Below are 26,944 nucleotides of genomic sequence, written 5' to 3'. Positions count from 1 at the left end.
GTCAACCTTGCTTATAACCCGCGTCGCTGCTGGCCGAATCGAACCCGGCTCTCGATTTCCTTGATGACCTTGTCGGCGATGCGATCGACACTGATTGACCTTAGCTGCGACTGCAGCTCGTTGCGGTTCGCGTCGATTTCACGCCGGATCGTCTGAAGCGTCTGCGTAGTTGTATCATGGACTGCCGGCTCCGGCTTACGCTGCTTCTCCAGGCGATACTCCAGCCTTGCAGGTGTCGGTGTCTGCGTATTCGGCGGCTGTGCTCGCTCCTGCTGCTGGCGGCCTCTGTCTGGATGCAGCACCAGGTTCGGCGGTTCGGCCGCTCTAGGCGGCGTCGCTCGTTGGATCGGCGGTACTGCTTGCAGCGACGGTTGCATCGCAGGCGCTGTTTGCGGGGGTTGCGCTGCGAGCGTCAAATAGGCGACTCGGTTTTTCACCAATTGATTCAGTTGGTTCGTATGCCTTGTGGAATTCCACGTTTGGTTATGTTGGGAGCGATGCAGGTTCAATGTCTGGAACCCCGCGGCCGCTCGCTGGATTGTATGTAAATTCGTCACAGCCCCGTGACGGATGGATCGCGCGTTGATGGACTGAACTAGAGGCTGATTGGCAACATTTTTCAAATTCAGATTCGAAAGCTGAGTTGTATGTCGGCTCGTTATTTGTTGCAGGATCGTTGATGGGTTTCTTTGTGCCTGGGTGCGATGAAGTTGAATCACATTTCCCAATTGCAGCTGCATGGTGTTCGTCGTGGAACGAGTCGCATTCACGTTTACATTCGAGTTCGTATGCATGTTGTTCGTTGCCTGCGTTACATTCAGTTGACGGAACACATAAGCCGGCTTGCTCTGCAACGATGTTTGATTGTTAAAGCTAGCATGGTTTGTAAACTTACGGTTCAGCGTTGTCGCAAAAGCGTTTCTAATCCTGTTTATAATCGGCTGAAACCGTTCGAATCGCTGACTGGTTTGGCTAATGTCGCTCTTGAACTTAAGGTGGATGACGTTAGCTAAATGATTATTTGTGTTTGGAGTACTATGATCGTTGAAAATATTTGGGTTGCTGCTCTGAACGATCATGTTATGCAGAAGGTTTGGATTGTTCAGAACAAATTGGATGTTCCGGATGTTTAGAACGTTTTGGTCTGTCTTGTAGATTGGGTTGGTCTGGTTGTATTGGTTAGTCCGGTAGTTTTGGTTAGTGTTGTAGCTTTGGTTGGTCTGGTAACTTTGGTTAGTCTTGTAGATTGGGTTGGTCTGGTTGTATTGGTAGTTCTGATTGTTTAAGTAATTGTGGCTGAGTCGATTGGTTGGGTTGTGCTGAGAGTTCTGATTGAGCTGGTGGTGCTTAGTGAACAAGTTGTAAAGCAGCCTGTTGGTGCTCAAATAAGACTGAAGCATCTGGATGCTAGTTCGGTATAACTCATGGTTAGGAGCAAACAAATGTTGGCTAACCCGGTTGTCTTGAGAATTCCTATACAGGAAGTGGAGCTGGTTGGTCAAGCGGTTCTCGATGTTCGTTTTCCGTTGAAAAATCGAATGCCTCGTTTGGCTAAGCATGGAACGAAGCTGCACAATCGAATTCCCGCCTCGAAACACAGACTCGTTGGGCCGGGCGCCCTCATCCGTCTCCATCATCAAGCTGACGGGAGTGAAATAAGCGTTCAACTGCCGAACTAAGCTTGTCATTGGTGCTTCTGCATGGGTGGTTGGAAATAAGCTGCTATTCGAAGTAGCGAACGATTGATAAAGCGGCCTCAGCATCGACTGCAGTACATTTTGGAAAACGGCTTGCACACCGGTGCTTGCCGGTACCTGTGGCCGGTTCCCTTCAGACTGATGGCTGCGCGGCTCGACTTGGCTCTCCACTCGCTCTCGGAAGAGCAGCAGGCTTCGCACATGATCGCGCTCTGGCAGGAGTGAAGTTTCTCTACGCTGCAAGACGTTCATGGTAGAAAAGCTGGATGGCGAGACGATTTCACGCAACGACTGAATCTGTTGAGTTGGTTGAATTTGTTGAATTTGTTGTGTAACGCTATCGCGGCTGCTCTGAAGGATCGTCTGTAAAAAGGAGCTCGGTACGGTACGACCGGCTTGCTCGCGAATGGACAATATAGATTGAACAAGGGAACTAGCTAATATCGGCGTTTGTACACTCGATCTAACAGCTCCAGGAGATGGCATCCGCTCGGTTGGCGCCTCTACTCTGCTTTCCCTGTGCAGCATCAAGTTGTGAACGCTTTGGCGGAGCTGCTCGCTTAAGGGCATTCTTGCAGCTAGTTGCTGTGGTGTTCGTTGCAGGACGGGCTGTACAATCGAAATCGAATTCGAATTCGAAATGGAGTTCGAAATCGTGTTTGAGCTCAAGTTCGGTGTAGGCTGGAAGCTGGTATACGTTTGGCGTCGAAGCACCGAATTAAAAAAGGATTGCAGAACCGGGCTCGCCCCTACGGAAACGCGCGACGGTTGATTCGTCGTTTTCGCTGGAAGCTCAAGAGTCCTGAATCGTTCCGAGCTTCTGCTCTCTCTTACAAGGAGCGAGCTTGGAAGGGATCGTTGCAGAACCTGCTGAAGGCGGTCAACCGATTGATGGTTCGGAAATGAACGGAAAACCGAAGTCGGCCCCGCATTCTCGAAGCTTTGCAGAGTATGCGACGATATATTCCGAATGAACGTTTGGACGAACTTTTGCAGCGTATTCCTGACTATCGCTCCAGTTGCGGATGCGGTATCGCTTGCAACTCGACTACCTTCCCCGAATAGCTGTCTTCCTTGTGGCGCCTCAGCCCCATTTTCCCGAAACAGCAAACTAGGGGTATTGCCGGATCGAATGCGGTCAATCACAAGCGATCGAGCTACAATCCGATTGGAGCTAGTAAGCAACGGCTGATATACCGATTGAAAAACTGTACTAGCGAGCGATGGGTAAACCAGTTGTGGCCGAACCAGTTGTGGCATACTTGAGACTTCCACCACTGACTGTCTCTGATCGGCTTGCGCCACCGACCGGCCGTCTTGCGACAATCGAACTTGACCTGGCATCCATGTCGCTTGAACTTCCCTTAAGATCGTATTCCGAGCCTGAGGAGTTCCAACGGCCATCTCGATCCGTTGGCGGTTGGTCGTCTGCGGTCCTTGGACAAACGTTAGGAACGATTCCGTTGAACGATTTGTCCGATTAGCAAGATTGTTGATGAACGATTGATTCGATTGATTCGAACGGCTATTCGTTAGCAACTGCATGAGTGTATCGCCGGCTTGTTGAACGGAAATGCGGCTGCTCGGGTTGCCGAAACGATTCGTGACGCGGTTATCGAACTGTTGCACAAGCCCAATTAACCGTTGGACAATATCTTGTCTCGCATGGCTGCCTGACTGTCGAACGAATTGGATGAGCTGGTAAGTGAAGCTAGCTTGTTCTCCTTGCTCCAACGTTTGCGAGAACCGCTGCTGTAGCAATTGGCTAAGCTGCTGCAGGGTCACCTCATGGGAGCTCCGCTCCACCCGCTCGTTCTTCAGCTGTAGATTGTGCACATGTTGAAAAAGTTGCTGCTGCAGCAATCGACTTTGGCTGGCGAGGAGCGTCTGCCGGATGATAGGCTGCGAGAGCTGAATCAGCTGCTCCAAAGCGATTCGGGTATTATTAGCTAAAGGATTCCATTGGGCTTTGGCTGCTCCGAACAAAAACTGAAAGTGAAGATGCCAATTGTGATGGATGACCGTTGGCGCAGCCGCTCGGGCTCCTTCCGATTCCCGGAACACTAACGAAGTCCGGCCTAGGTAGGAAGACAGGAAATGGCTGTTCTTACGTGCAATGCGTTCGGAAAACGAAGGTGTCTTCGCCCTCGAGGCGATGTTGGACAAGATGGCAATATTCCGAACGGTTCTCACGCCGACCACGGCTCCCTTCCCCTAAATGTGCAATGCTTTCAGCCCGTTGTGCACGATCTCGATGCTCTCGATGGCGACCTCGCTGCGCGATGCGTCGAGATCCGGCCCTACCCATTTGGTCGGGAAGGCGTCGAAGAAATTCCATCTGCATACATGCAGGCCATAATGATCGTACAAAATGATCGAGCCGTTTTTCCGCTTCACCTTGCCTTTGACGACGTCGGAATACCAGCCCCATAAGTCCCATACCGCCGTCGGCGGCGAGATGCCCCGTCTGAGCGTGATCGGCGACAGCTTCGTTCGTTTGGGCAGCCGATGGTAGTATTCGTTGACTCCGCCCTCGGCGTATTCTTCGTACTCCGTCTCGGATTGCAGGCCGGTTACTTCGGAGAAGCCGGCAACGAGCAGCCCGTCGATCTCAACGATGAAGTTGTACGAGCCCATAATTTTTGTGAATGGGAGATCCATAGGCTACCTCTTCTTAAAGACGTCGAAAGGATTGTCTGGCGCATCGTTCAGCTTGCGGTGAATCTTCGATATTTCATCGCACCATTTTCTTCGTTCCCGGTGCTCCATGTTCATAATCTCGTCGTGACTCCAGTGAAAATGGTAAGCTACGAAAGCTGTTTCCTCATAAAGCTTGTCGCTCGGGTAAAGAGCTATCCGCCCACCGTCTCGGATAAAAAAGACAGGTCTGCCTCATACTGATGCTCGCATTTCGGACAAGTCGTCTTCACCGTAAATTTCTCCAGCTCATTGACTTGACGGTAGAAGTTTTGCAGGAAAGCCAGATCCGCGGTGAACAATTTCTCGATGGTCCGGGTGTCAAGCGCCCGAAGATCGCCCAGCTTCGTAATGACGCGCGCAAGTAAAATGATCGTCAGATAGCCTGGGTTCTGCTGCACCCGCTGGTCGCGCATCGGCAGGATTTCGTCCGCCGCCGTCGCCAGGCGCATAACACCGCGTTTGTGAAGCGTACCGTTCTCATCGACAAAACCGCGGGGAAGCTCGAATTCAAATTCCGTTTTAAACGCCATAACTGAACCCTCCATAGATGTATAAATAGTCGGAAGAATGGCCGGAGCCAGGGAAGGAGGCCACTACGATCAGCCTCCATTCCCGACCCTGCGGTCATGATTATTGCGTACGCGTCATGCCTTCATGCGCCAATTCCAGCAGCTCGATCGCCACTTCGGAAGCGGTAGCGTTGAAGTCCGGCGCGGTGTACTTGGCCGGCCATGCTTCGATGACTTGCCATGTAGCCACGTCGTCGCCTTCTTCGTTGATTGCGATGATCGTAACGGTTTTGCGGGAAACCGTGCCTTCGATGCACTCTTGAATCCAGTCGTACAAGTCCATCGAATCGGTAGCGCCCCACTTCAAAGAGATGTTGCCGTATTTCGCGAGACCAGGAAGCTTCCGCGGGGTGATGACGTCCGTACCTTCGCGGTACTCGACGACGTCTATGGAAGCGTCGAAGCCGGATACCTCGCTGAACCCTGCCTGCTCAATACCTTCTACTTCCACGCGGAACCTAAACTTGCGGTATGGATCATTACGTTCGCCTGCCATAGATTATGGATCTCCTTCCTAGTCCCTCTTATTGTTCGCTAGTTTTCTGAGTAATCTTGAAGATGACGAATTCCGCCGGCTTCACAGGCGCGATGCCGATGACGCAGATCAGACGGCCGTTGTTGATGTCGTCCGAAGTCATCGTATTGCGACCGATGTCGATGAAGTAGGCCTCAGCAGGGCTGCTGCCCGCGAGTGCGCCGTCTCTCCATACCCGCATCAGGAAGGCGTCGATCGTCCGTTGGACGCGTGCCCACAGGCGCTCGTCGTTCGGCTCGAAGACAACCCAGTTCGTACCGGTCTTGATCGACTCTTCCAGGAAGATGAACAAACGGCGAACGTTGATATATTTCCAGTTGCCGTTCGAGGATGCCGTTCTGGCGCCCCATACGCGGATGCCTTGACCGGAGAACTGGCGAATCAAGTTGACGCCCTTCGGATTCAAGATGTCCTGCTCGCCCTTGTTGTACTGGCAGTCCAGACCGACTACGCCGCGAACGACTTCGTTGGCAGGAGCCTTCTGTACGCCGCGCGAGTTGTCGCTTCTAGCGTAGACGCCGGCCATCGAACCGGACGGAGGAACGAAGATATTGCGCTTCTCTTGCGCGTCGAACACTTGCAGCCATGGGTTGTAAAGCGCCGCATAGCTCGAGTCGAAAATATCGCGGTGCGCCAGGACGTCGGAAACCTTCGTCTTGTCACGCGGGATGTCGAGAATCGCGAAACGGCTGCCAAGCTGCTCGCAGTGCGCTACGAGCGACAGCTGCACATTCGGGTCGGTTACGCCCGGGATCGCCATAATGCTGACGACGTCGTTGTCGATGAACGCCTGAATGCCCGTACGTTTGCCCGGGCCGAAGTCTTGCCCGATGAAATCGCCGGCTGAAACGGAGTCGATCGAACCGTCGGAGCCGCCGGACAAAGCGAATACGTAGCTGCCGGCGCCTTCGGCGCTGCCGGAGATATGCTCGTAAGGGGCCGTGTCTGCCTCATCGGTAGCGGAAGCCGAGATCGATACGATGTTCGACTTGGCGATCAGCTTGTCAACATAGTTGGCGGATGAGACGTTCAATGAGCAATTAGCATAAGACTCCACTTCGTCGCCGTATACAACTTGCAATGTAAACTCGGAAGTAGTCAGCACTTTGGCCGCTACGAGGCCGCCGTCAACAACATCGCCGCTAAGCGCCTTCGACAGCGTCAGGATGTTGTCTTGCGACGAGACAACGGTCGCATACTGCTTGCTCTTGCCGTCGCTGAACGCGACGACGTCGCCTGCATGGAAGCCGGCGCTGCTCTTCACGCGGTATGTAGGCGTCTCGTCACTGCTGATCACTTCATAGATTTGGGTCTTCGCTTTGCTGGACGGCTCGACGACGACGCGGATTTGATTGGCCCAGGCACCTGGGTTTTTGGCGGTGACGCTCAGGACAGAGCCGTCGCCATTCGAAGCAGCTGCTGCATCGGAAGGCGCTACGCGCATGATGAAGGCGCGGGATCCGCCGTTGACGAAAAATTGCTCGACTGCGTAAGCCAGGAAACGATAAGAGCCGAAAGCATTTTCAGACAAATAAGAACCGAATTGCTTGAAGAAATCGTTCATACTGGTGACGAGCTGAGGCAAGCCTGCTACGGCGCCTCTCTGCGTCAGGCCGATAAAGCCGGCGGTGCTGGTACTTACTCCGCCAAGCGGTTGTCCTCCGCTCTCGAACTCTTCCACATAAACACCAGGCGACAAATACTCTGCCATTTTGTCCTAGTTTCCTAGTACATGCATAATGCGATGCACTTTCGAAAACCAGTTCCTCCCTTCGGATATTAGAGTAAGACTACACAACGATTGCGTCCTGCAGCAAGGGTTTGCCTTGTTCCAGAGTCACCTCCTTGTGGAATACACGCTCTCGAATGCTGAATCGGAGCTGAGCGGTAATTTTTTTGGCTTTGCTCAAGCTTATGTAAAGTGCGAAATCGCCATGGTGATCGGTCATCGTGTGCGTATAACTGTGAAGTTTGGTGCCTTGAGGATACGCAGATTGAAGCGGATTGTGCAGAGTGAACTCGTTGGTGTTGCCTAGACGCGCCTCCAGAACCGCCAGCTCCCATTCGGATGCCGCTTCTTGGCGGACGGCGAGCGTTTCGCCGTCTGCGATCGCTTGTACCGCTCCTGACAGCAAGATCGTCTCGTCTCCGGTACGACCGTCTCGACCTAACCTCGCTCGGACACCTTCCATCGAAGTGACAACCGCCTCCACGGAAACCCCCTCGAGCCCTTTGCCCGATGCTTCTCGAATAGAGGAGCGAACGATGAAGGCCAGCGGATCCTCCGGGTAATTCGGCTTCGGCGCGAGCCAGATCGGCACGACCGGATGGATCGGCGACAGCTCGTTCAGATCGATCTCGACCACTTGGTTCCAGTACATATCGGATTGGACATGAAGCTTGTAAGGACCGCGCTGTAAATTCATGAAGTAGTAGGCGTTGTCTCTGCGCATCGGAACGACGGGCGTCCCCTCCAGGTACACTTGAGGCAAGCTCCGCTTCGGCGGCAGTTTCGTGTAACCGTCCACCAACGTGACGACCAAGGACAGCTGCTGGCGAACATAACCCAATTCGTTTCGCATCATTGCCCTCCGGTGTCCCGCAGATGGAACTGCGTCTCGACAACGCGCTGAGTCGGCTTCACTCGAGTCGAATCGAGGAATACCGGACCGACCGTGTAGCAGAGCGAGAGCTTGTAAGGCGACTCCGAGAAGAAACTAAGCAACTGGTCGAGCGGCAAAGCGCTCGTGCTGATTTTGATCTCCTCATTGCCGTCCGCCAGCGTTCCGGTTAAGGCCGATCCCCGCAGCACGGAGTTGTCGTGAAAAACTTGCATCACTTTGCCCAGCATTCGATGCTCGTTAATTGCGCGGGAGGGTGTTTCAGCCATCGAAAATGCGGTTATTAAGTATTGCAGGTTTACGGCCAGCGGCGGGTACTGCAGAGCAGACGACCCTTTGCTGATCATATTCGTCTTCCGATGGTCAGCGGCTTCCGTAACGTTAAACAGGAACAAGGATAAGCTCAGATCCCATTTATCCAACGGCGACGCCAGCCCGATCAGCTCCGGCTGCTCGATGAGCTCCGGTACCATCTGCTCTCGCAGCACACGAAGCAGAGATTGGCCGACTTCGGCCAAGACGGAATAATCTGCGATGCGCATCACCCCCTAAAATGGATAAACGGTTCGACTTGCTCTCTGGCGATCAGCTTGCCGAGCTTGGCGTATTCTTGCGTCAGCGCCGTGACGAGATGCTTCATCCCGATCGGCGTTCCGTCTCGAGCGGCCAGGAATGCTGCGGCGACGACGATGTTCTTGATGATCCCGCCGGCCACCTCGAACGTCTCCGCCAAGTAGGCGAAGTCCAGATCGTTCTGAACCGGTGCGTTCGCCGGGAAAAACCGCCGCCATATCTGCTCGCGGTGCGAAGCGTCCGGGAACGGAAAGCGGACGATGTAGTTGATGCGGCGGTTGAAGGCGTCGTCCAGGTTTTGCGCGAAGTTCGTAGCCAATATCGTCACCCCGTCGTACTCCTCCATCTTCTGCAGCAAATAAGCGGTTTCGATGTTGGCGTACTTGTCGTGCGCGTTATTGATCTCCGAACGTTTGCCGAACAGGGAGTCGGCTTCGTCGAAGAACAGGATCGCGCTGGTCAACCGGGCTTGGCTGAATATTTGATGCAAGTTTTTCTCGGTTTCCCCGATATACTTGCTGACGATCTGAGATAAGTCGATCTTATATAGCTCCAGGCCAAGATCGTTCGCGATGACTTGAGCCGTCATCGTCTTCCCCGTGCCGGGCGGGCCGGCGAACAGCATGCTGATGCCTTTCCCGTAAGAAAGCTTGCCGCCGAACCCCCACTCTCCGTACACCAGCTCTCGAAACTTATACTGATTGCAGGCGTCGTAGAGCAGTTCTTTCTGGGCCGGCGCGAGAATCAGCTCGTTCCAGCTGTACTGCGGCTTGATCTTGACGGTCAGCTCGCTCAGCTTGTGCCGCGTCTGATGGTAGCACGCTTCATTGAGAAGCGGTGCGGTGAGCAGCGAGTCGCCCTTCTGCAGGAGCAGCTGCTTGGCCATTTCCGTACTGCCGATGATACGGCCAACGGTGAATTGGAACTTCGAAGCGATCGGGCGAAGCTCGACATCGGTTCGCAGGTCGTCTCGCTGCAGCACTTGCTGCCAAATATCCAGCCTTGCATTTACATCGGGAACGGGTATTTCCCAATCAGCGGCGTATAATCGGCTGGAAGAACCGATCGCTTGATTGCTCTTCAAAATCAGGAAGTGGACTGCTCCGCACTCCGCCATTCGCTGAACCAAGTAGTCCAGCATAAAGCGGAACTTCGCTTCTTCATGAAACAAGACATCCGCATCATCGAAGCAAATCGCCGCTTCTTGCAAGGTGGCTTCCCGAATCAATCGATCGATCAGCTCGGGCCACATCGGCTCGTTCTGTACCATAGTAGATACGCGAGCCATTAGGACAGACTTTTGTTCGGCTATGCCGAATTGCTTCACATAATGCTTCTTCCCTGAGCCCGTCGGTCCCCATACTTTGACGAGCACCGTTCGAGTGCGGTCCTGCTGGCGGCTGAACCGCAGGAAGGCTTGTAAATCATCTTGCTGCGCAGCGAGCGGCAAGGCTTGCAATTGCGCTTCGCTCGGATGTTGGAGCGTCGCGAAGGCGCTAATTTTCTCATCTACCTGCTTGTAGCCTTTCAAGTAGGCGACGATGCGATCGTCCAGCTTCAGAATTCGGGACAGGCCCGATCGTGCATAGTCCGAGCTCATCTCTCTTACGAGAAAGGTCCGGAACAGCTTCCCGTCCTCGGTGAACAAGGAGGTCGCTTCGAACCGTTCTCCGGCATCCCGGCAAAAGAAGCGCAAAGCCAGATCGACGGTAGGATGCTTGCAGGTCACATCATCCTGGAGATACGCGTACAGCTTCTCATACTTTCGATCGAGCTCGATCGCGAAGGCCAGCATGAGGCATTGTGTCTCCAACTCGTCCAACTGGTACAAACGGGCTAGCTCGACGAGCGGGAGCTCCGCACCTTGCTCCAGCGACAATCGAATTTTGTCGGAAATGCGCGATCGGCTCGCAAGCTCCTGCTTCCATAAACGCCGAATCTCGGGCGAAAGTTCTTGATCGGCCGGCGAAGCGTCCAATATTTGCAGGATTTCCTGCTCGGAAATGACGATCCCTTTGAACGAGTCGAATGGGTCGTCCTGCCGTTCCGCCTGCGCAAAATTCGACATCAGTCGACGGGTCCGCATGCTCAGCAATGCCAGCTCGTCTTGATAATGGTCCCAGGCACGACTGTAAGTAGTAAGGTCCATAGGCGTTGTTACCTTCGATCTACATGAAGTAGCAATTCCCACCAATTATATACTAGTCGAAATATATTTATAGAACTATAAGCAATTGGAACTAGATATGCGCTTCGGCTTCCCCTTTTTCCGGGATTTGCGGAGGTTGCAGCATTTTGTAATAAAGCAATTTGCCCTCTCCCGGAAAATAGTAATCGGGCTGAACGCCGACTCGAGCGAAGCCTTTCCGATCAAACAATCGCCGGATCGAGGCGTACTCTTCCAGATCGCATGTGAACGTCTCGATGTACCGCCCCTTGATGGAGCTGATGAATTGAATCATGTCGTCCAAAATCTGCGAGGCGAGACCGGCTTTCCTATACTCTCGGTGCACCACGACATACTCCAGGATGTAACCGCCGGTGCGATGATCGTTCTGCAGGAAGCTGATCACGGCAATAACGCCTCCTGCCTCATCTTGCACGTACCAGTAATAGGAGTGCTCGTCTTCCAGGCTCTGCAGCGGCCGCTTCTGGAAATGCTCGATCTCGCCAGGCGTATGGTGGGTATCGTCGAACGACTCGGGCGACAAAAAAAACGAACTGATCCGGGCCATCTCTTCCGGAGATTTGGCCACATGAATTTGAAAACGATTCATTCCGGCTCCCTCTTTCTCCCTATCCGGCGTTTCCTTTGAACTGAATGGCAAGGACGGCGATATCGTCAAATTGATCCGCTCCATTCGCGAAAAGTTCTACTTGCCTCAGGATGGCATCGACTAATGGACCGACCGATCCGCCCTGCCTCGCTTCCAGCTCTCGGATAAGCCGCTCGTTACCGAATTGGCGATGCTGCGCATCCTCGGCTTCGATGATTCCGTCCGTGTACAGTACGATCGTACTCCCCGGCTCTATCTGCGCGTGATGATCGTTATAGACGGATTCTTCCATAACCCCGATGGGGATACCCCCTTTGCCAGGAAGCTTCTCGACACGCGCGTCGCTTGTGAGGATGTAGGGGGTGCAGTGGCCTCCGTTGCTGTACACCAATTCTCCCGTTCGCGTATTCAGAATGCCGCAGAAGATCGTCGCGAACATGCTGGAATCGTCGCCCGACACTTCCAGATTGAGCTCGTGCAGCAATTCCGCCGGCGTCATGCCTACGCGGATTTTCCCTTTAATCAGCGTCAGGGTGGCGGCCATGAACATCGCAGCGTGGATGCCCTTATCGGAAATATCCCCGAGCGTGAAGAATAGCAGGTCCTGATCGAGGTCGAAGAAGTTGTAGAAGTCCCCTCCCACTTCACGAGCCGGCTTCAGCACCCCTCTCAGCTCGATGGTCGGGTTGGTGTAGCCTGCCTTCGGCAGGAAGCTGATCTGGATGTCGCGCGCGATCTTGAGCTCGCTCTCCATCCGCTCCTTGATCGCCGTCGTCTCCTTCAGCGTCTGGATCGATTGCTCCAGCGCCTCGTATAGATGAGCGTTCTCCAGTGCGATGGCGGCCGGCGAGGCGATCATCTCCAACAGCTTCAGATCCCCGGTAGTAAACTTCGTTTTCCGCTTCTTGTTGATGACCTGCAGCACTCCGATCAGCTCATTCCCGCTTAACACCGGAACACACATCATGTTCCGCGTCGGAAACTCGGTTTTCGTCGCCACTCGATTCGACCAGCGCGGGTCCGACTTCACATCGTCGATAACGACGGACTGCCGGTTCAGGGCGACCCAGCCTGCGATTCCTTCCCCCATGGGCAGCCGAATTTGTTTGACTTGCTCCCCCTTCTCCCCGATGGCGATTTCGAAATACAAATCGTGGCGCTGCTTATCGAGAAGAATGATCGAGGAGCCCTCCGCGTGCATCACCTTCGTCAAGGTCGACATCATGATCTGCAGCAGCTCCCGCTTCTTGATCGTGGAGTTAAGCTTCATGCTCACTTCCACCAAGAGGGTATGCCGCTTCAACTGCCGGCGGGTCGCGCTGTATTCGTAAGCTCCGGCTGCGACCAGCAAGCCTAGGAGCAGGCAAAGGGCTACAAGTCCGATGAGTTCCATTGAATCGTCGGCATCTCCCATCCGTTCAAATGATCACGCAAACTTGTCGGCCGCTTCCTCGCTAGTCGCGTAGATGGTGAAGATGGAGCTGAAGCCCGATACTTCGAACACTTCCTTGACGTTCTCGTTCAAGCCGGACAGGCTCATGCTGCCTTTGGCCGCTTTCATCTTCTTGGCCGCGACAAGCAATACCCGCAATCCGGCGCTGCTGATGTAGCTTAGCTGCGAGCAATCGAGCACCAGCTTCAGCTCACCGTGCGCGATTTGCTCCAGCAAGGCGGTTTCCACCTGATTGAACGTCGTACCGTCCAAACGTCCATTCAAGCTGATGATCGTACAATTCGGTTGTTTCGACACACCGATCTCCATTACTCCATCTCCTATCTGTATCGTTACTTGATTCGTTTGAACAAGGTCAGTTCGTTCTCATGGTCCAGCCGCTTGTAGCTCACTTCATCCATCATCGTGCGGGCGAACTGGATCCCCCAACCGCCGATGCCGCGCTCTTCGATCGGGAGCTGAGGATCGGGAGCCGGATGCGTTAACGGATCGAACGGCGCGCCGTCATCGAGGATGGCGACGGTGATGGCTTCCTCGGTGATGGCGAATCGGATCGTGATGATATGCTGCTGGTTGTCCGAGTAGGCGTATGAAACGATATTGGTGAAAATTTCATCGCAGATGAGCTTCAGTTGAAACGATAGCTTCTCTTCCAGCTTGTTCCGACCGGCAAAATCGGTAAATGCCTCATGGATCGCCGTCAAATTCGAGAGGCTGTTCGTCAGCTCTAGAACGTAAACTTCCTTACCAGCCTCATCGCCCGCGAATCGCAACATCGCCATCACGACCTATCCCAATTTTGTAATCATGCTTTCCAGCCTTCTTACTCTGGCCGAAGAGGCGCGCAGGAACCCTATCCCGATCTCCGGATACAGACGGACGAGCCGTTCGAGCTGCTCTCCCTTTAATGTCAGCACTCTCACATCGTCAAGCAAGGCTTGCGCCGTGAACGTGGAAGGAATATGGTCGAAGATGACCGACTCGCCGAACGATTCTTTCGCGCCGAGCACGCCGATCGTGCCTTCCCAACCGGCGGAGGAGACGACACTGAGCTCTACGTTTCCTTCAATAATGACGAACATCGTCATATTGACTTCGCCCATCCGCATGAGAAATTCCGAATCCAGATACATTTCCTCCGTCGCGATATTGGCAATTAACCCAAGCTCTTCGAGCGATAGATTCTCGAACAGCGGGACTTGCTTCAAAAAAATGATTTTGTCGATCAGACTAAGCAGCTTCGGTTCACTCTGCAACTCCGCTTCCTCCCTGCTATGTCTCCGATAAGAGGCGATCTCGGCCAGCCAATGATCCGAACCGAACACGCCTGCCGTCAAATGAATGTCGGCTTCGCGGTCCGTTTCCGGCTCCTCGCTCGACTCCTCGGCTTTCTTCAACACATCTAGCAGCGCGATGGCCAGCTGTCGGTCGCCGAAGCCTTCCGCCAGCGCTTCATAGGCGTTCTCGCGCACTTCGTGGTCTTCATCCGCGATGCTGTTGCGCAGCGAGTCGATAACGCGCTCGTCCGCGAGTCGCAGCAGGACGGACCAGGCGGCTTCGCAGAACATCGCCGACAGCTCGCCTACTCGTTGTACGGCCAAGCGGTATAGGTCGGGCTCGGACTGGCGGTCGAACGCTCGCAGCTGATCGTACCCGACGAGCAGCCCTTGCAGCCGCTCGGTGCAAGACTCCACAAGCGTCGTCTTGACAAGCTGCTCGCTGCCCATCCGGCTCATCGCGATCAACGCGGTTTGCCATTGCACCGGGTCGAGGCTGTTCAAGTTCGAGCGGAGCAGCAGGACGGCCGGCTCCCCCATGGCGATGAAAGCTTCGATAATCGCTTTACTCAGTTCTTTATCGGCTAACGGGACTAACTCCATTAGCTTCGGAATCGAATCCGTGCGCCCCAGCTTGCCTAAGCTGCGAATGGCGGCGACTTTGTAAGAGGGCACCGATGAATCCGCAAGACGTATCATCGCGTCCGAGTACGAATGCAGCTTGCGGGCATACACGATTTCACAGGCGAGCACGACACTCTCTCCCTGTGCGTCGAGCAATTGCTCCATGGCTGTTTCGCATTCCGCCAGGTCCTTCTCGCAATCCAGTTGATACACGGCTTGAATCGCGGCTGCTTTCACTCGAGGATGCGGATCCTGCAGAGCCGGCCGAATCGTGCTGTAAATTTCGAGCTGCATGTGCTTGGACTCCGCCAGCTTGTTGAGAGCGGCTCTCCGAACTTCCGGCTCCTCGTCGCTGAGCAAGGGCACGAGCCCGAACATCGTCATAATGTCCATCTCGCGGGCGCTCAGCGCTTTGATCGAGGCTAGGCGGATGCGAAGCTTCGGGTCCTCGGCGGCTTCGAGCAGCTGCGTATTGAAGCCCGGGTCCTGCGCCATTCCGATAATGTCCATCGTAATTTCACGGACCACGTCGTTAGGATGCTGGAGAAACTTCGTCATGCTGGCCAATGCTTTGCTGCCCCTGATGCTTCCCAGTACTTCCGACGCAATTTCCTGGACACCGGTGCTGAGGTCCTGGATATTCTCGATCAGCTTGTTCATATAGAGCACCTTGCCGAACCAGGCCAGGAGCACCAGCACGATCCCGCCGACCATCCCGCAGATTGCCTGCGTCTGGAATGACATCAGGCCGCTGGAGTGAAAAAGCTGCATGCACGCGCCTACGATAATGCCTCCGGAAGCCGCAATGCTTTGGGCGATGAAGCGGAACCCGTCTCGAGTCGACAACGGCATCATTTTGAAGAACAGCTGGAAGCAAGGCTCAGAGAAATAGTACAGCAGCATGTAGAACACCGAGTAGCCTATCGAAACCCCGATCAGGGAGTATTCGCTGTTGATCAGGATGGCGTTGAGGATATAGCCCCCCAGGAAAATAAAGCTGACCGCAAGCAAAAAGTTGCTGGCCCCTAGCCATTTCATCAATCGGCCCGAAACAAGCTGGAAAATGAGCGCGGCCGTGAAGATCAGAACGACGATGAGGCCGTTATACGAAATAAACTTTTCTTCGGTATCGAAGAAGGTGTGAGCGGAAGTAAAGTATTGGTACTCGATCAAAAAGTACAGAGCCGGCATGAACGTCATCAAGGCGATGGCGACTAGCAGGAAGGGCGAGCGGAACGTTTCTTTCAGAAAATAGGAGTTCGAGAAAGTCGCCGGCGCCGTCTCTTGCTGCTTCTCCGGCCTTAGCGCCAATGGAACCAGGAACCTCTGGATCGATGTGCGGAAATTCCAGATGACTACGATCAGTAACAGCGGCGACAGCAAATAGAGCATTTCATTGCCGAACACCGGCCCGACCCATTGCACCACGAAGCCGGCTACGAAACCCCCCACTAGCGCAAGCGCTACGAACGTCGGGACAAGCCGCTTGGCCTGCTGGGTCGGACTAAGATCGAAGGCGGTGCTCCACAGCAGAATGGACTGTTGCCGAATGACAAAGCTGGAAGCAATGAACATAATCGGGTAATAGAAATACATCTCGAGTCCCAGCATCTTCCCGGTGATCAGAACGATTCCGTTCAACAAGAGAATGGCGATGAGACCAAAGTAGGTGAACTGCATAAATCGAGGCTTGGAAACGCGGCTTGAGATGAGCGCCATAATCCAGCCTTCAATCGGCAAAATGACCGCTTCGATCAAATAGATGTAGGGCAGCTTGTCGACCCCGAAGCGCAAATTGAACAAGGCCATGAACGAGCTATACGTCAACAACTCGGAGATTCCGGCGAAGAAGAAGATCGGCGCCATAAGCTTCACTTTATGTCGGTCTTCCGTCGTTAATCCGAGTAGAGCCAAAAGCCTAATCAAATGTGTCGTCCCCTTTGTGCAATTCCATTCTCTTACCTAATTCGCTATGAAGCGGGGAATCCCTTTCAGGAATTTGTCGAAAAGGTGGACAGAGTCCTTCTTTCTGGCAAAAGAGGCGAAAAACAGGTCTTGGGACCTTGAGCGGATGCTCAAATTCAACGGAATACGCCTAGCGTTTAGTACTCTTCTATGCGAAAAGTCCCCGTTTGGTGCCTCGAGCGAGACATCGTAAATCCGCATTTTGCAATCTCTCGCGCACATTACTAAAATAAAGGAAGTGACTTCAAGCTTACCCATCCTCCACTCTCAAGAAGGACGTGAACGTACAAATGCTGTTTACTCCCTATACGATCAAAAATCTGACATAGAAAAATCGCATCGTCATGTCGCCGATGTGCATGTACTCGTGCCCGGACGGGTCCGGACGTGTGCAGGACTGGCACAAGGTCCATTATCCGACCAGAGCCGTGGGCGGCGTCGGGCTCATCATCACCGAAGCGACCGCCGTCACCGCCCAAGGTCGCATCTCCCCTCAAGACCTGGGCATCTGGAGCGACGACCACATCGAGGGGCACCGGGAGCTGACCCGGCTCGTGCACGGCCAAGGCGCCCACATCGGCATCCAGCTCCCGCATGCCGGCCGCAAAGCGGTGCTCGAAGGACCGATCCTCGCCCCCTCGGCGATTCCGTTCAACGAGCAATCGAAAACCCCGGAGGCGATGACGCCGCAGCAGATCGAAGAGACGATCGCCGCCTTCGCCGACGCTGCCCATCGAGCCAAGCAAGCCGGCTACGACGTCATCGAAATTCACGCCGCTCACGGCTACCTGATCAACGAATTCCTCTCCCCGCTCACCAACCGGCGGGAAGACGAATACGGCGGCAGCCGCGACAGCCGCTATCGGTTCCTATCCGAGGTCATCGCCCGTGTGAAAACCGTGTGGGACGGCCCCCTATTCGTCCGCGTCTCGGCGCATGACTACCATCCGGAGGGCAACACGCCGGAGGATTACGTCCACTACGGCAGCCAAATCCAAAGGGCGGTGAACCGCTTTGTTCAAGCTCTTGTTAATCGAAGACGATGCGACCTTGTTCGGTGAAATCCGGGAACGCCTCGTGCAGTGGGAATATGAGGTGTATGGGGTGACCGACTTCGGCAAGGTGCTGGAGCAGTTTATCTCGGTGCAGCCGGACTTGGTCGTGATCGACATTCAGTTGCCGCGATTCGACGGGTTCCACTGGTGCCGGCAAATCCGGTCGTATTCCAATGTGCCGATCCTGTTCCTCTCCTCGCGCGACCATCCGACCGACCAGGTCATGTCCATGCAGCTGGGGGCCGATGATTTCATCCAGAAGCCGTTTCACTTCGAGGTGCTGATCGCCAAAATCCAGGCGATTCTCCGCCGCGTCCATCACTACGGCTCGGAGCCCGCCAAGCTCAAAACCTGGTGCGGCGCGACGATCGACTACGAGCGGAATACGATCGCCCATCACGAGCTCAGTCTCGAGCTGACCAAAAACGAGCTGTTCATCCTCAAGCTGCTGATCGAGCGCAAAAACAAAATCGTCAGCCGCGAGGACCTCATCACGAGCCTATGGGACGACCAGCGATTCGTGAGCGACAACACGTTGACCGTCAATGTGAACCGGCTGCGCAAAAAACTGGACGAGCTTGGTCTGGGCCGCTATATCGAGACGAAGGTCGGGCAAGGTTACATGGCATTGGATGAGGCGGCGCACTCGCATGATTAGAGCATTCCTTACAGAGCGGAGAAGCTGGATCCTGTTTTTCATGTCACTTCAAGTCCTGCTGCTCTTTATCGCCTATGTCGATGTTTCCCTCTCCTTCACGTCTATTCTCTACTACAGCTTTCTAGCTACCCTCGTTTTCATAGGATTCCTCTTCATCCGCTACCATCGCGAGACGAGGTTCTACAGGAGGCTGGAGGAATGGGAGCAGCAGTTCGACATTTCGGGACTGGATGCAGCCCGCAGCCCGTTCGAGCGGATCGTCGAAACCCATTTATCGAGTCAAACAACGCGGCTCAAACAAATCGCCTCACGCAACATGACGCTGCTGGAGCAGGAGAAGGACGAGCTGATGTCCTGGATCCATGAGGTGAAGACGCCGCTCACCGCCATGCAGCTGATGATTGACCGTGTTGACGATGACGCGCTCCGAGCCTCGCTCACATACGAATGGCTGCGGATTCACCTGCTGTTGGATCAACAATTGTATCAGAAACGCCTCCCTTTCATAGAGACCGATCTATTCATCGAGCAGCTTGACTTAAGAAAGTTGTTAGTAGCGGAAATTCGTATGCTGCAGGCGTGGTGCATCCAGAAAGGCGTCGGCTTCGAGCTGGAGCTGGAGGCTGACGAAGTGTTGAGCGACGCGAAGTGGTTGGCTTTTATTTTGCGACAGTTGCTCACGAATGCCGTCAAATACAGTCCTCCGGCGTCCGAAATTCTCATTCGCAGCTACGAACGAGACGGTCACATCAAGCTCGAAGTGAAGGATAACGGCCGTGGCATCGATCCCAAGGACTTGCCAAGAGTATTCGATAAAGGATTCACATCCACCACTAGTCATCACGACAGCGCCGCAACCGGAATGGGGTTATATTTGGCGCAAAACGCCGCCCGCTCGCTGCATATCCGGATCGAAGCGCAATCGGAGCTGGATGTGGGATCTACGTTCGGGCTTACGTTCCCGCGGAGAAATGAGTTTCATCGGCTGACAGGCATGTGACAGCATTGTCACATGCCCTTTGCATTTGTTAGATGAATCGAAGGAAACCGTTCACTCCATTCTATTATACTGAAACCATCCAATCGAAGGAGTGAATCAGGTGCCACCTATTCTAGAGGCTGCCAAGCTGCTGAAAAGCTACGGAAACAAATTCAATAAGCAGGAAGTGCTGCGCGGGATCGATCTAAGCATCGCACAAGGGGAATTCGTCAGCATAATGGGGGCATCGGGCTCCGGCAAAACGACGCTGCTCAACGTCCTCTCTTCCATCGACCATGTGAGCGGCGGCTCGATCCGCATTGAAGGTCAGGAAATTACGGGCTTGAGGGAGAAGCAGCTCGCAGAATTCCGAAAACGCCACTTGGGCTTTATTTTCCAAGAGTACAACTTGCTCGATACGCTTACGGTGAAAGAGAATATCCTGCTGCCGCTGTCCGTCGCCAAAATCCCGAAGTCGGAGGCCGAGCAACGCTTCCAACGAATAGCCCAGGAGCTGGGTATCTATGAGCAGAAGGACAAGTACCCGAACCAAATTTCCGGAGGTCAGAAACAGCGTACATCGGCAGCTCGAGCGTTCATCCATGAGCCAAGCATTATTTTCGCCGACGAGCCTACTGGTGCATTGGATTCCAAATCGGCTTCAGACCTGCTCAATAAACTTAATGCCATTAACCAAAATCGCAACGCAACGATCGTAATGGTCACGCATGACGCCACTGCAGCCAGCTACAGCAGCCGGGTCATTTTCATCAAGGACGGCCAAATCTATTCGCAGCTTTATCGCGGACAAGAGTCCCAGCAAACCTTTTTCCAAGACATCATGAAGACGCAAGGGGTATTGGGCGGGGTGCACGATGAGCATTAGCCACTACATTTTCCAGAACCTCAAGTCGAATCTGAAGCATTATTACTTGTATGTGTTCGCTCTCATCTTCAGCGTCGCCCTCTATTTTGCCTTCGTGACACTGCAATTCGATCCCGCCCTGGACGCAACCAAAGGGTCGATCAAAGGCGCAGCCGCCTTAAAGGCCGGCTCGATCTTGCTGGTGGCGATCGTGACCGTGTTCAACCTGTATTCGAACAATATTTTCGTGAAAAGGCGGAGCAAAGAGATCGGCTTGCTGCAGCTTATCGGCATGACGAAGTCGACGATCTTCCGCGTGCTGGTTGCCGAGAACTGCATGCTCTATTTCGGCTCTCTGGCCATAGGCGTATTTGTCGGGTTTTCCATGTCCAAGCTCATTCTGATGATTTTGTTCAAAATAACCGGCGTCAATGCCATCGCCACTCTTCAATTCTCAAGCCAGGCGTTGCTCCGAACGATTTTGGTCTTTTCCGTCATTTATTTGTTCATCATGCTGGTCAACTTTATTTTCATCCGGCGCCAGACGATTCTGTCCTTGTTCCAATTCCGGACTTCGACCGAGGACAAAGTGAAGAAGGTGTCGGGACTGGAAGCGGTCATCGGGTTCGTCGGCCTGCTGTTGATTGCTGTGGGCTACTATGTTTCCTCGAAGCTGTTCGGCGGGGACTTTACAACGATGGTCGGACTGTTCGGCGCGATGATCTTTATTCTGTTCAGCGTCATCAGCGGGACTTATATGTTCTACAAAGGCTCGGTGCGCTTGATCCTGAATGCCGTTCGCAAACGGATGGACGGTCACCTGAGCGTGCGGAACGTCCTTTCCCTTAGCTCGATCATGTTCCGGATGAAGTCGAATGCCATGCTGCTGACTGTAATCACAACCGTTTCCGCTCTTTCGATCGGCCTGCTCTGCCTCAGCTACATTGCCTACTACTCGGTGGAAAAAACATCCGCCCAATATTTCCCCTCCCAATTCACGTTCTCCCACCCTCAAGAGGCGGAGCGATTCAAAACGGCGCTGAACGAGAAGCAGATCGCCTTCCAAGAAACACGAATCGAAGTATTGCTGGCGTCGACGGATTTAACTCTGGTAATGGGGCCCGAGGTAGAGCAAATCGATATGGGGCTGAGTCATACCCTTCTTACGGTAGTGGCAGATACGTCCGTTCATCTAGGCGACTTAGCGGAAGATCAGATCCTTTTAACTGGGAGCAACGACTTGATGAGCCGATTTATGCCTTTTCGCTCGGCGGGAGGAACACTAGTGCTTACAGGTCGGGAAAATAAAACGGAGCTCCAATACCTCGGATTGAAGGACCAATTTGTCGTCTCGCAGTACTTCACGATTCGACCGGTGGCAGTAGTGGATGAAGCGGTGTTCAAGCGGATGCAGCAGGATCTCGACCCGGATATCCAAAATAAATCACCGGTCTACACAGGGATCGATATTTCAAATGAGAGCCAGCTTACGGCAGCAGACGAAATATTTCGCTCGCTGGCTTTTTCGAAAGAAAGCTTCTCCACTTCCAGACAAGCTGAAATCGGTCAAACTAAACAATTAATGGGGTTAACTATTTTCGTCGTAGGTTTCCTCGGCCTGACATTCCTGATCACGACCGGGTGCATCCTCTATTTCAAGCAGATGGATGAGAGCGAGGACGAGAAACCGAGCTATACGATTCTCAGAAAGCTGGGCTTCACTCAAGGCGATCTCATTCAAGGGATTCAATTGAAGCAGCTGTTCAGCTTCGGCATTCCGCTAGCGGTCGGCTTGCTTCATAGCTATTTCGCCGTCCAGTCGGGCTGGTTTCTGTTCGGCACCGCGCTGTGGACGCCAATGATGATCGTAATGATTGTTTATACGCTGCTCTATTCGATCTTCAGCGTTTTGTCCGTTCTACACTACAAGAAGGTAATCAGCCAATCCTTGTAAAAAAGAAAAAGCGGTTGCCGTATGCTGCGGTTCCCGCTTTTTTTCTATTTCTCCATTTCCCGCACCGGAAACGGCCAACCTTGCAGCTTATGATATTCGCGATACAGCTGCAGCAGCTCCGACTCTCGTTCCATAATTTGTCGCGCCAGCACTTCGATCCGGGTTTCCGGGTTCGGCTGCGGAGGTAGCTCCGGGTTCAGCTTTTCGGGATCGCCGCCGAAATTATCCGCGACCCACATGTCGGCTTCCGCTCGGCCTTTGCTTCGACACACATCCATGTAAGATTCGAAAATATCGTTCACCAGCTTGCGCCGTTCCCAGTTGATGATGCCCACCGCATCTTTCGCCCTGGAAACCGCCAGCATCAGTTGAAAATCGTTCAGCTCTCCGCGAATCGCTTCGATCCGATCGAGCTCCTCGAGCAGGAGCGGGTAGACGGTTTGAAACTGTTTGGCAGCCTGGATCAGGTCTCTTTCCGTGATTGAGGAGTGGTCCACATGACATCATCCTTTCCTCACACCATTCGTAAGAAACCTCGAGTTTCAGTTGGTTGCCCGGAATCACGATCACACCCAAAAGTATTCAGCTGCATATAAGAAAAGCCATGGAGCTGCTTCAACCGGCACCCCATGGCTTTTGATTTATTTGGATTTGCGCTTTTTCGAGCCTGCCACTTCGGAATCCTGACCGTTGCCCGGCTGCGTCTTCTTGCCGTTATTGTTCGCGTTGTCACGAGACATGGAGTCCCCTCCTCTCTGCTTGCATCCCTCCCATTATGTCCAGGCGCTGTCGCCGATATGCGGCACTTTAGTCGCTATGCTGCCGGATCAGCTTCTGGAACCGCAGCACCCCATAACCAAGCAGCAGAATAGCGATCAATTGAAACACACTAAGCCCTTTCATGAAAGTGGAGAGGCTTTCCATCTCAGACGAGCTGCTGAACATTCGTGTCGTATTCATAATGAAAATCGACAAATTCGCTAAAGCCACAATGCCGAACATACTCTGGACTTTTTTGTATAACGATCGAATCGATTCCTTATCGCTGTACAGCTCCGTCGTATCGCCTTCTACATAAGGCCGTCGGAAGTATTGCCAGTTGGCGCTAGTCCCGACAAACTCCCAGCCGGCATCCGCGTAGAGCGCTCGATATTCCTTCACCTGCTCCGCCTTCATGACATCCTGGTAGTCCATACGTTAAATGTAGCGGATACCTGGATCTTGTTCGAACTGATAGCGGAAATACCCTGGACGCACCAGATGCAACCCTTCTGCCGACATATCGGTAAACCATTTTTTCATCGCTCTTGTAGTTCCAGACGTAGGAGAAGCGTGTTTTTATAATAGGCTTGGATTGCTCCACAACAGATCTCATGTCGATATTCCTCCTAATTTTGAGTTACTTTCCGTCCGTTCCGCAATAGCTCTTCCATTCGTTCCATCTCCGCCATCACGACTTGTTTGCCTTGCGGAGTGATCGCATACGTCTTGCGGCGGGAATCGGCTTCGACTTCTTCCGAAGGAACGATCAGCCCTTTTTTCATCAAATTATTAAGCGCCGTATACAAGGTTCCCGCCCCGATTCTGACGCGTCCGCCGCTCATTCGCTCCACATCCTGCATCATGCCATAGCCGTGCGCTGGAGTTGCATACAACACAATCAGAATATAGTAGAACGCTTCGGTCAAGGGCAGCATCTCCCTCATGTCTCCCATGGTGTCGCCTCCTTTCACGGTAATATATCGTATGTCGATATAATAACCCGCGATATATCGACTGTCAATATAGTTGGATAAAAAAAGGCCGATGACCTGTTCGGGTCTCGGCTTTTGTATGGTTGGAGTTTTCTTAATGGGGTTATTCGGGTATGTGTTCTACCAGTTTGCTGCTAATGGAGTGAATCTGTTGTTGAGCTATGCCAATCCGCTCTAAGTATTGCAGCACTCCCCCATACTGTTGATCGAGATGCGTGAGCGCGCCTTCCAAAACTTCTGGTGATGAAGTCATATTCGCTAAAATGTTTTGTTTTGCCGCCTCGGTCTTGGCACCGCTTAGCCAATGTTCGATCTTCGGAGCCAAATATATCTCGCTAATCGCGTAATCCTCAAGAATGATATCCTTGGAAACGCCAACCGCCGCAAGCAGCAATGCGATGAGGAGACCCGTTCGGTCCTTGCCGGCCGAGCAATGAATGATCGTACAACCATCTGCGGATTTGATGAACGTTTCTAGAATGCTTCGGATTTGCGGCTGACAAAGCTCCAGAGTGACCACATACTTGGCTGTCAAATCGCTGGCCTTCCCCAATGCCTCCGACACTTGCGGGTCACCTAGAATGGGAATGTTGACGTAGTGGAGATCAGTGTCCCCACTGAACACATTCGGCGACTTTTCCAGTTCGAACGGATCCCGGATGTCGATGATGCACTTCACACCATAGGCTAATAATTGCTGCTGGTCATTGGAAGTTAGCTGATCCATACTGTCTGCGCGGACCAGTTTCCCCCAACGAATCCGCTCGTTTTTCGAAACCGGGTATCCCCCGATATCTCGCGTATTCAGATTGCCTTCCAAATTGATTTTTCGCTTAATCGGGTTAACTTGCTCCAATCGCAATCGCCTCCTCCGCTCCTTTTTTACAATTTCTACTATATCACAAGCCGCTTTGCAGGAGACGGAACACTCTTGTAAAATGACAATAGTCCAATAAAAATGAAGCAGGTGTCTACATGAGATTATATAAGCTGATGCTGCTGACTATTGTATTGGTTTTGGCAGGATGCTCCACATCTAACGGTAAAAAGGAGCCGACAACGATGAACGAACAAATGATCCAAGCCGCAGAACGTGGGGAAATCGCTGTATTGAAGAAGCTGATCAAGGATGGCGCAGATATGAATGCCAAGGATTCAAGAGGCCGAACGCCTGTCATGGCGGCCACTCACCGCAATCAAGTGGAGTCCGTGAAGGTGTTGATCGAAGCTGGGGCGGATATCAACGAGCGGGATGATCGGTCGGACAATCCGTTCCTGTATGCGGGGGCGGAAGGGTTGCTCGACATCTTGAAGCTGACTATTGATGCTGGAGCAGATCCTACACTGTCGAATCGTTATGGTGGGACGGCTCTTATTCCGGCGGCGGAACGGGGGCATTTGGCGGTGATGGAGGAGTTGCTGAAGCGCTCGAAGGTGAATGTTAACCACGTTAATAATCTTGGTTGGACGGCTTTGTTGGAGGCGGTAGTGTTAGGTAGCGGAGGCGAGACGCATCAGCGTGCGGTGCAGCTTCTGGTCGATTACGGGGCGGACGTGAATATCCCGGACAAGGACGGAGTGACTTCGCTCGCACATGCCAAGAAGCGCGGTTACAAGGAGATTGAAGCTATTTTAGTTAAAGCCGGGGCTCGTTGAGCAGATAGCGTTATGAAAACGTTACTAGGTCAGATAGCGGTGGATAAGGCGAGTAACGGTGGGATGCTGAGTACCAAAGTAAACAGACGGAGAACCAAATTTCGCATCCCGCCACTCATTCGGCCCATCTGAGTACCAATGTAAACAGTTCGCGAACCTAGCTTCGCGTTCTGGATACTTAGGTACTCAGACGAGCCGAAATGGAACTAGCATGCGAAATAGGGTTCTCTGATTGCGAAAATGGGTATCCGGCTCAACCTGCTCTCCATTCTTTTTGTGCTTTGCACATTGCCCACCTCGCATTTGTAAGGCTAATTTCTGCTTAGAGGTGGTGGGAGTGCTGGATTGGCTGCTGTAAAGCGGATTTTCGTGCTTAGAGGTTACGGGAGTGCTGGATTTGCTGCTGTAAAGCGGATTTTCGTGCTTAGAGGTTACGGGAGAGCTGGGTTTGCTGCTGTAAAGCGGATTTTCGTGCTTAGAGGTGGTGGGACAGCTGGGTTTGCTGCTGTAAAGCGGATTTTCGTGCTTAAAGGTAGTGGGAGTGCTGGATTAGCTAGTGTAAAGTGTCTGAATGGCAAGTCACCTGAGTAGTAACTATGCGATCACCTTATTCTGCAGCTATCCAAGGATGGGTCGCTCGCGAACACGAGATCTCCGCCCCGTCGACCCTAATTTGATACAAGTCGGGGTTGGTCAGTCGCCTCCAAGTTTCATTGCCATGCTTCGGATCAAAGTAGTTCAAGATCAAATCAATGCCCCGTGAGTCACGACAGCAAGTGTACAACCCGCAGAAGGGGCCCTGAGCCATTCCTGAATGACCTGCACGCCTCGATCCATGGCTTCTTGAGAGGACTCTCCTCCTTCATACTTCAGTTCAAGATCTGCAAAAGAAGCTTCCAGCTTCGCCACCCAATCTCGATGCTGCTCGGTGCTGAGTACGCGTTCCACAAGTCTCACATCGGTATGCAGCGGCAGCGAGCTGCGCTCACAGAAAGGTTGGATGGTGTCTACTGCGCGCCTATAAGGACTGCTCACCACCCGCTCGATGAGGAAGTCTTTCAACATTTCAGCGAGTTGCAGTGCTTGTTGTTGCCCGAGTTCCGTCAAAGGTGCGTCGGGAGCTTGGCCTATTGCTTGGCAATGTCTGATGAGAAAAATTTGCTTCATTTGAGATCCTTTCACTCCACTATATCTCGTCTGGACACGATTTAAGGCGGAAAATCAGGCTTACA

At 53.2% G+C, this 26,944-nt stretch carries 25 protein-coding genes and 1 pseudogene; 6 read left to right on the top strand and 20 right to left on the bottom strand.

Going from position 1 to position 26,944, the window contains the following annotated elements; translation table 11 throughout:
- Positions 1-11 precede the first annotated feature (11 nt).
- From PKO02S_RS11925 to PKO02S_RS11860, 14 genes are all read right to left on the bottom strand, one after another.
- On the bottom strand, positions 12-3,890 hold the full coding sequence (locus PKO02S_RS11925; protein WP_127582978.1) for a flagellar biosynthesis protein FlhF: 3,879 nt from the start codon (positions 3,888-3,890) through the stop codon (positions 12-14).
- A 21-nt stretch (positions 3,891-3,911) separates the two neighbouring features.
- Positions 3,912-4,358, bottom strand: coding sequence for a phage tail protein (locus tag PKO02S_RS11920; RefSeq protein ID WP_127582976.1), 447 nt, complete (start codon positions 4,356-4,358; stop codon positions 3,912-3,914).
- Between the two features lie 3 nt (positions 4,359-4,361).
- On the bottom strand, positions 4,362-4,553 hold the full coding sequence (locus tag PKO02S_RS33750) for a DUF6760 family protein (RefSeq protein ID WP_127582974.1): 192 nt from the start codon (positions 4,551-4,553) through the stop codon (positions 4,362-4,364).
- Positions 4,550-4,927 carry a phage tail assembly protein gene (locus PKO02S_RS11910; RefSeq protein WP_127582972.1) on the bottom strand — a complete coding sequence of 126 codons (378 nt, stop codon included), beginning with the start codon at positions 4,925-4,927 and terminating at the stop codon, positions 4,550-4,552. Before PKO02S_RS11910 ends, PKO02S_RS33750 begins: the two co-directional genes overlap by 4 nt.
- Before the next feature lie 100 nt (positions 4,928-5,027).
- On the bottom strand, positions 5,028-5,462 hold the full coding sequence (locus PKO02S_RS11905; protein WP_127582970.1) for a phage tail protein: 435 nt from the start codon (positions 5,460-5,462) through the stop codon (positions 5,028-5,030).
- 28 nt (positions 5,463-5,490) lie between these two features.
- Complete coding sequence (locus PKO02S_RS11900) at positions 5,491-7,212, bottom strand: phage tail sheath subtilisin-like domain-containing protein (RefSeq protein WP_127582968.1); 1,722 nt, start codon at positions 7,210-7,212, stop codon at positions 5,491-5,493.
- Positions 7,213-7,291: 79 nt separating this feature from the next.
- Positions 7,292-8,083: a hypothetical protein gene (locus PKO02S_RS11895; protein ID WP_127582966.1), complete on the bottom strand. Its 792-nt coding sequence runs from the start codon at positions 8,081-8,083 to the stop codon at positions 7,292-7,294.
- Positions 8,083-8,664 (bottom strand): Pvc16 family protein, encoded by a 582-nt coding sequence (locus PKO02S_RS11890; protein WP_127582964.1) that lies wholly within the window; start codon positions 8,662-8,664, stop codon positions 8,083-8,085. The genes PKO02S_RS11895 and PKO02S_RS11890 overlap by 1 nt, the downstream gene beginning before the upstream one ends.
- Positions 8,664-10,844: an AAA family ATPase gene (locus PKO02S_RS11885; protein WP_127582962.1), complete on the bottom strand. Its 2,181-nt coding sequence runs from the start codon at positions 10,842-10,844 to the stop codon at positions 8,664-8,666. Before PKO02S_RS11885 ends, PKO02S_RS11890 begins: the two co-directional genes overlap by 1 nt.
- Before the next feature lie 91 nt (positions 10,845-10,935).
- Positions 10,936-11,472, bottom strand: coding sequence for a GNAT family N-acetyltransferase (locus PKO02S_RS11880; RefSeq protein WP_164821407.1), 537 nt, complete (start codon positions 11,470-11,472; stop codon positions 10,936-10,938).
- A gap of 19 nt (positions 11,473-11,491) precedes the next feature.
- Entirely contained in the window at positions 11,492-12,865 is a 1,374-nt protein-coding gene (locus PKO02S_RS11875; RefSeq protein WP_164821406.1) for a GAF domain-containing SpoIIE family protein phosphatase, read from the bottom strand.
- 33 nt (positions 12,866-12,898) lie between these two features.
- Complete coding sequence (locus tag PKO02S_RS11870) at positions 12,899-13,234, bottom strand: STAS domain-containing protein (protein WP_127582956.1); 336 nt, start codon at positions 13,232-13,234, stop codon at positions 12,899-12,901.
- A gap of 23 nt (positions 13,235-13,257) precedes the next feature.
- The gene (locus PKO02S_RS11865) at positions 13,258-13,707 is read right to left on the bottom strand and encodes an ATP-binding protein (protein ID WP_127582954.1); all 450 of its coding nucleotides are present in this window, start codon (positions 13,705-13,707) and stop codon (positions 13,258-13,260) included.
- Positions 13,708-13,713: 6 nt separating this feature from the next.
- On the bottom strand, positions 13,714-16,752 hold the full coding sequence (locus PKO02S_RS11860) for a HEAT repeat domain-containing protein (RefSeq protein WP_127582952.1): 3,039 nt from the start codon (positions 16,750-16,752) through the stop codon (positions 13,714-13,716).
- A gap of 377 nt (positions 16,753-17,129) precedes the next feature.
- Between PKO02S_RS11860 and PKO02S_RS11855 the strand changes: the two are divergent.
- The 5 genes and pseudogenes from PKO02S_RS11855 to PKO02S_RS11835 form a co-directional block, all read left to right on the top strand.
- A pseudogene (locus PKO02S_RS11855) lies at positions 17,130-17,789 on the top strand (oxidoreductase); the annotation flags it as partial.
- A gap of 16 nt (positions 17,790-17,805) precedes the next feature.
- On the top strand, positions 17,806-18,504 hold the full coding sequence (locus tag PKO02S_RS11850; RefSeq protein ID WP_127582950.1) for a response regulator transcription factor: 699 nt from the start codon (positions 17,806-17,808) through the stop codon (positions 18,502-18,504).
- Positions 18,497-19,504, top strand: coding sequence for a sensor histidine kinase (locus PKO02S_RS11845; protein WP_127582948.1), 1,008 nt, complete (start codon positions 18,497-18,499; stop codon positions 19,502-19,504). Before PKO02S_RS11850 ends, PKO02S_RS11845 begins: the two co-directional genes overlap by 8 nt.
- 109 nt (positions 19,505-19,613) lie before the next feature.
- Positions 19,614-20,369, top strand: a complete 756-nt coding sequence (locus PKO02S_RS11840; RefSeq protein ID WP_127583011.1) for an ABC transporter ATP-binding protein — start codon at positions 19,614-19,616, stop codon at positions 20,367-20,369.
- Positions 20,359-22,302 carry an FtsX-like permease family protein gene (locus PKO02S_RS11835; protein WP_127582946.1) on the top strand — a complete coding sequence of 648 codons (1,944 nt, stop codon included), beginning with the start codon at positions 20,359-20,361 and terminating at the stop codon, positions 22,300-22,302. Before PKO02S_RS11840 ends, PKO02S_RS11835 begins: the two co-directional genes overlap by 11 nt.
- Before the next feature lie 44 nt (positions 22,303-22,346).
- On the opposite strand, the gene PKO02S_RS11830 is transcribed toward PKO02S_RS11835, so the two are convergent.
- The 5 genes from PKO02S_RS11830 to PKO02S_RS11810 form a co-directional block, all read right to left on the bottom strand.
- Positions 22,347-22,799 carry a hypothetical protein gene (locus PKO02S_RS11830; RefSeq protein ID WP_127582944.1) on the bottom strand — a complete coding sequence of 151 codons (453 nt, stop codon included), beginning with the start codon at positions 22,797-22,799 and terminating at the stop codon, positions 22,347-22,349.
- A gap of 310 nt (positions 22,800-23,109) precedes the next feature.
- A complete protein-coding gene (locus PKO02S_RS11825; protein WP_127582941.1) occupies positions 23,110-23,496 on the bottom strand; it encodes a DUF2812 domain-containing protein in 387 nt (128 codons plus the stop codon).
- Positions 23,497-23,499: 3 nt separating this feature from the next.
- Positions 23,500-23,604, bottom strand: a complete 105-nt coding sequence (locus PKO02S_RS11820) for a DUF2812 domain-containing protein (protein ID WP_127582939.1) — start codon at positions 23,602-23,604, stop codon at positions 23,500-23,502.
- Between the two features lie 86 nt (positions 23,605-23,690).
- Positions 23,691-24,017 (bottom strand): PadR family transcriptional regulator, encoded by a 327-nt coding sequence (locus PKO02S_RS11815; protein WP_127582937.1) that lies wholly within the window; start codon positions 24,015-24,017, stop codon positions 23,691-23,693.
- 142 nt (positions 24,018-24,159) lie between these two features.
- Entirely contained in the window at positions 24,160-24,912 is a 753-nt protein-coding gene (locus PKO02S_RS11810) for a tyrosine-protein phosphatase (protein ID WP_164821404.1), read from the bottom strand.
- 119 nt (positions 24,913-25,031) lie between these two features.
- Between PKO02S_RS11810 and PKO02S_RS11805 the strand changes: the two genes are divergently transcribed.
- Positions 25,032-25,712: an ankyrin repeat domain-containing protein gene (locus PKO02S_RS11805; protein WP_246066942.1), complete on the top strand. Its 681-nt coding sequence runs from the start codon at positions 25,032-25,034 to the stop codon at positions 25,710-25,712.
- 744 nt (positions 25,713-26,456) lie between these two features.
- On the opposite strand, the gene PKO02S_RS11800 is transcribed toward PKO02S_RS11805, so the two are convergent.
- Positions 26,457-26,879, bottom strand: coding sequence for a histidine phosphatase family protein (locus tag PKO02S_RS11800; RefSeq protein WP_246066941.1), 423 nt, complete (start codon positions 26,877-26,879; stop codon positions 26,457-26,459).
- Positions 26,880-26,944 lie beyond the last annotated feature (65 nt).

The organism is Paenibacillus koleovorans NBRC 103111 (genome assembly GCF_004000845.1).
In the GTDB taxonomy this organism is placed as follows: domain Bacteria; phylum Bacillota; class Bacilli; order Paenibacillales; family NBRC-103111; genus Paenibacillus_AA; species Paenibacillus_AA koleovorans.
The sequence above is the reverse complement of the archived record's forward strand: the minus strand, read 5'-3'. Positions and strand labels throughout refer to the sequence as shown.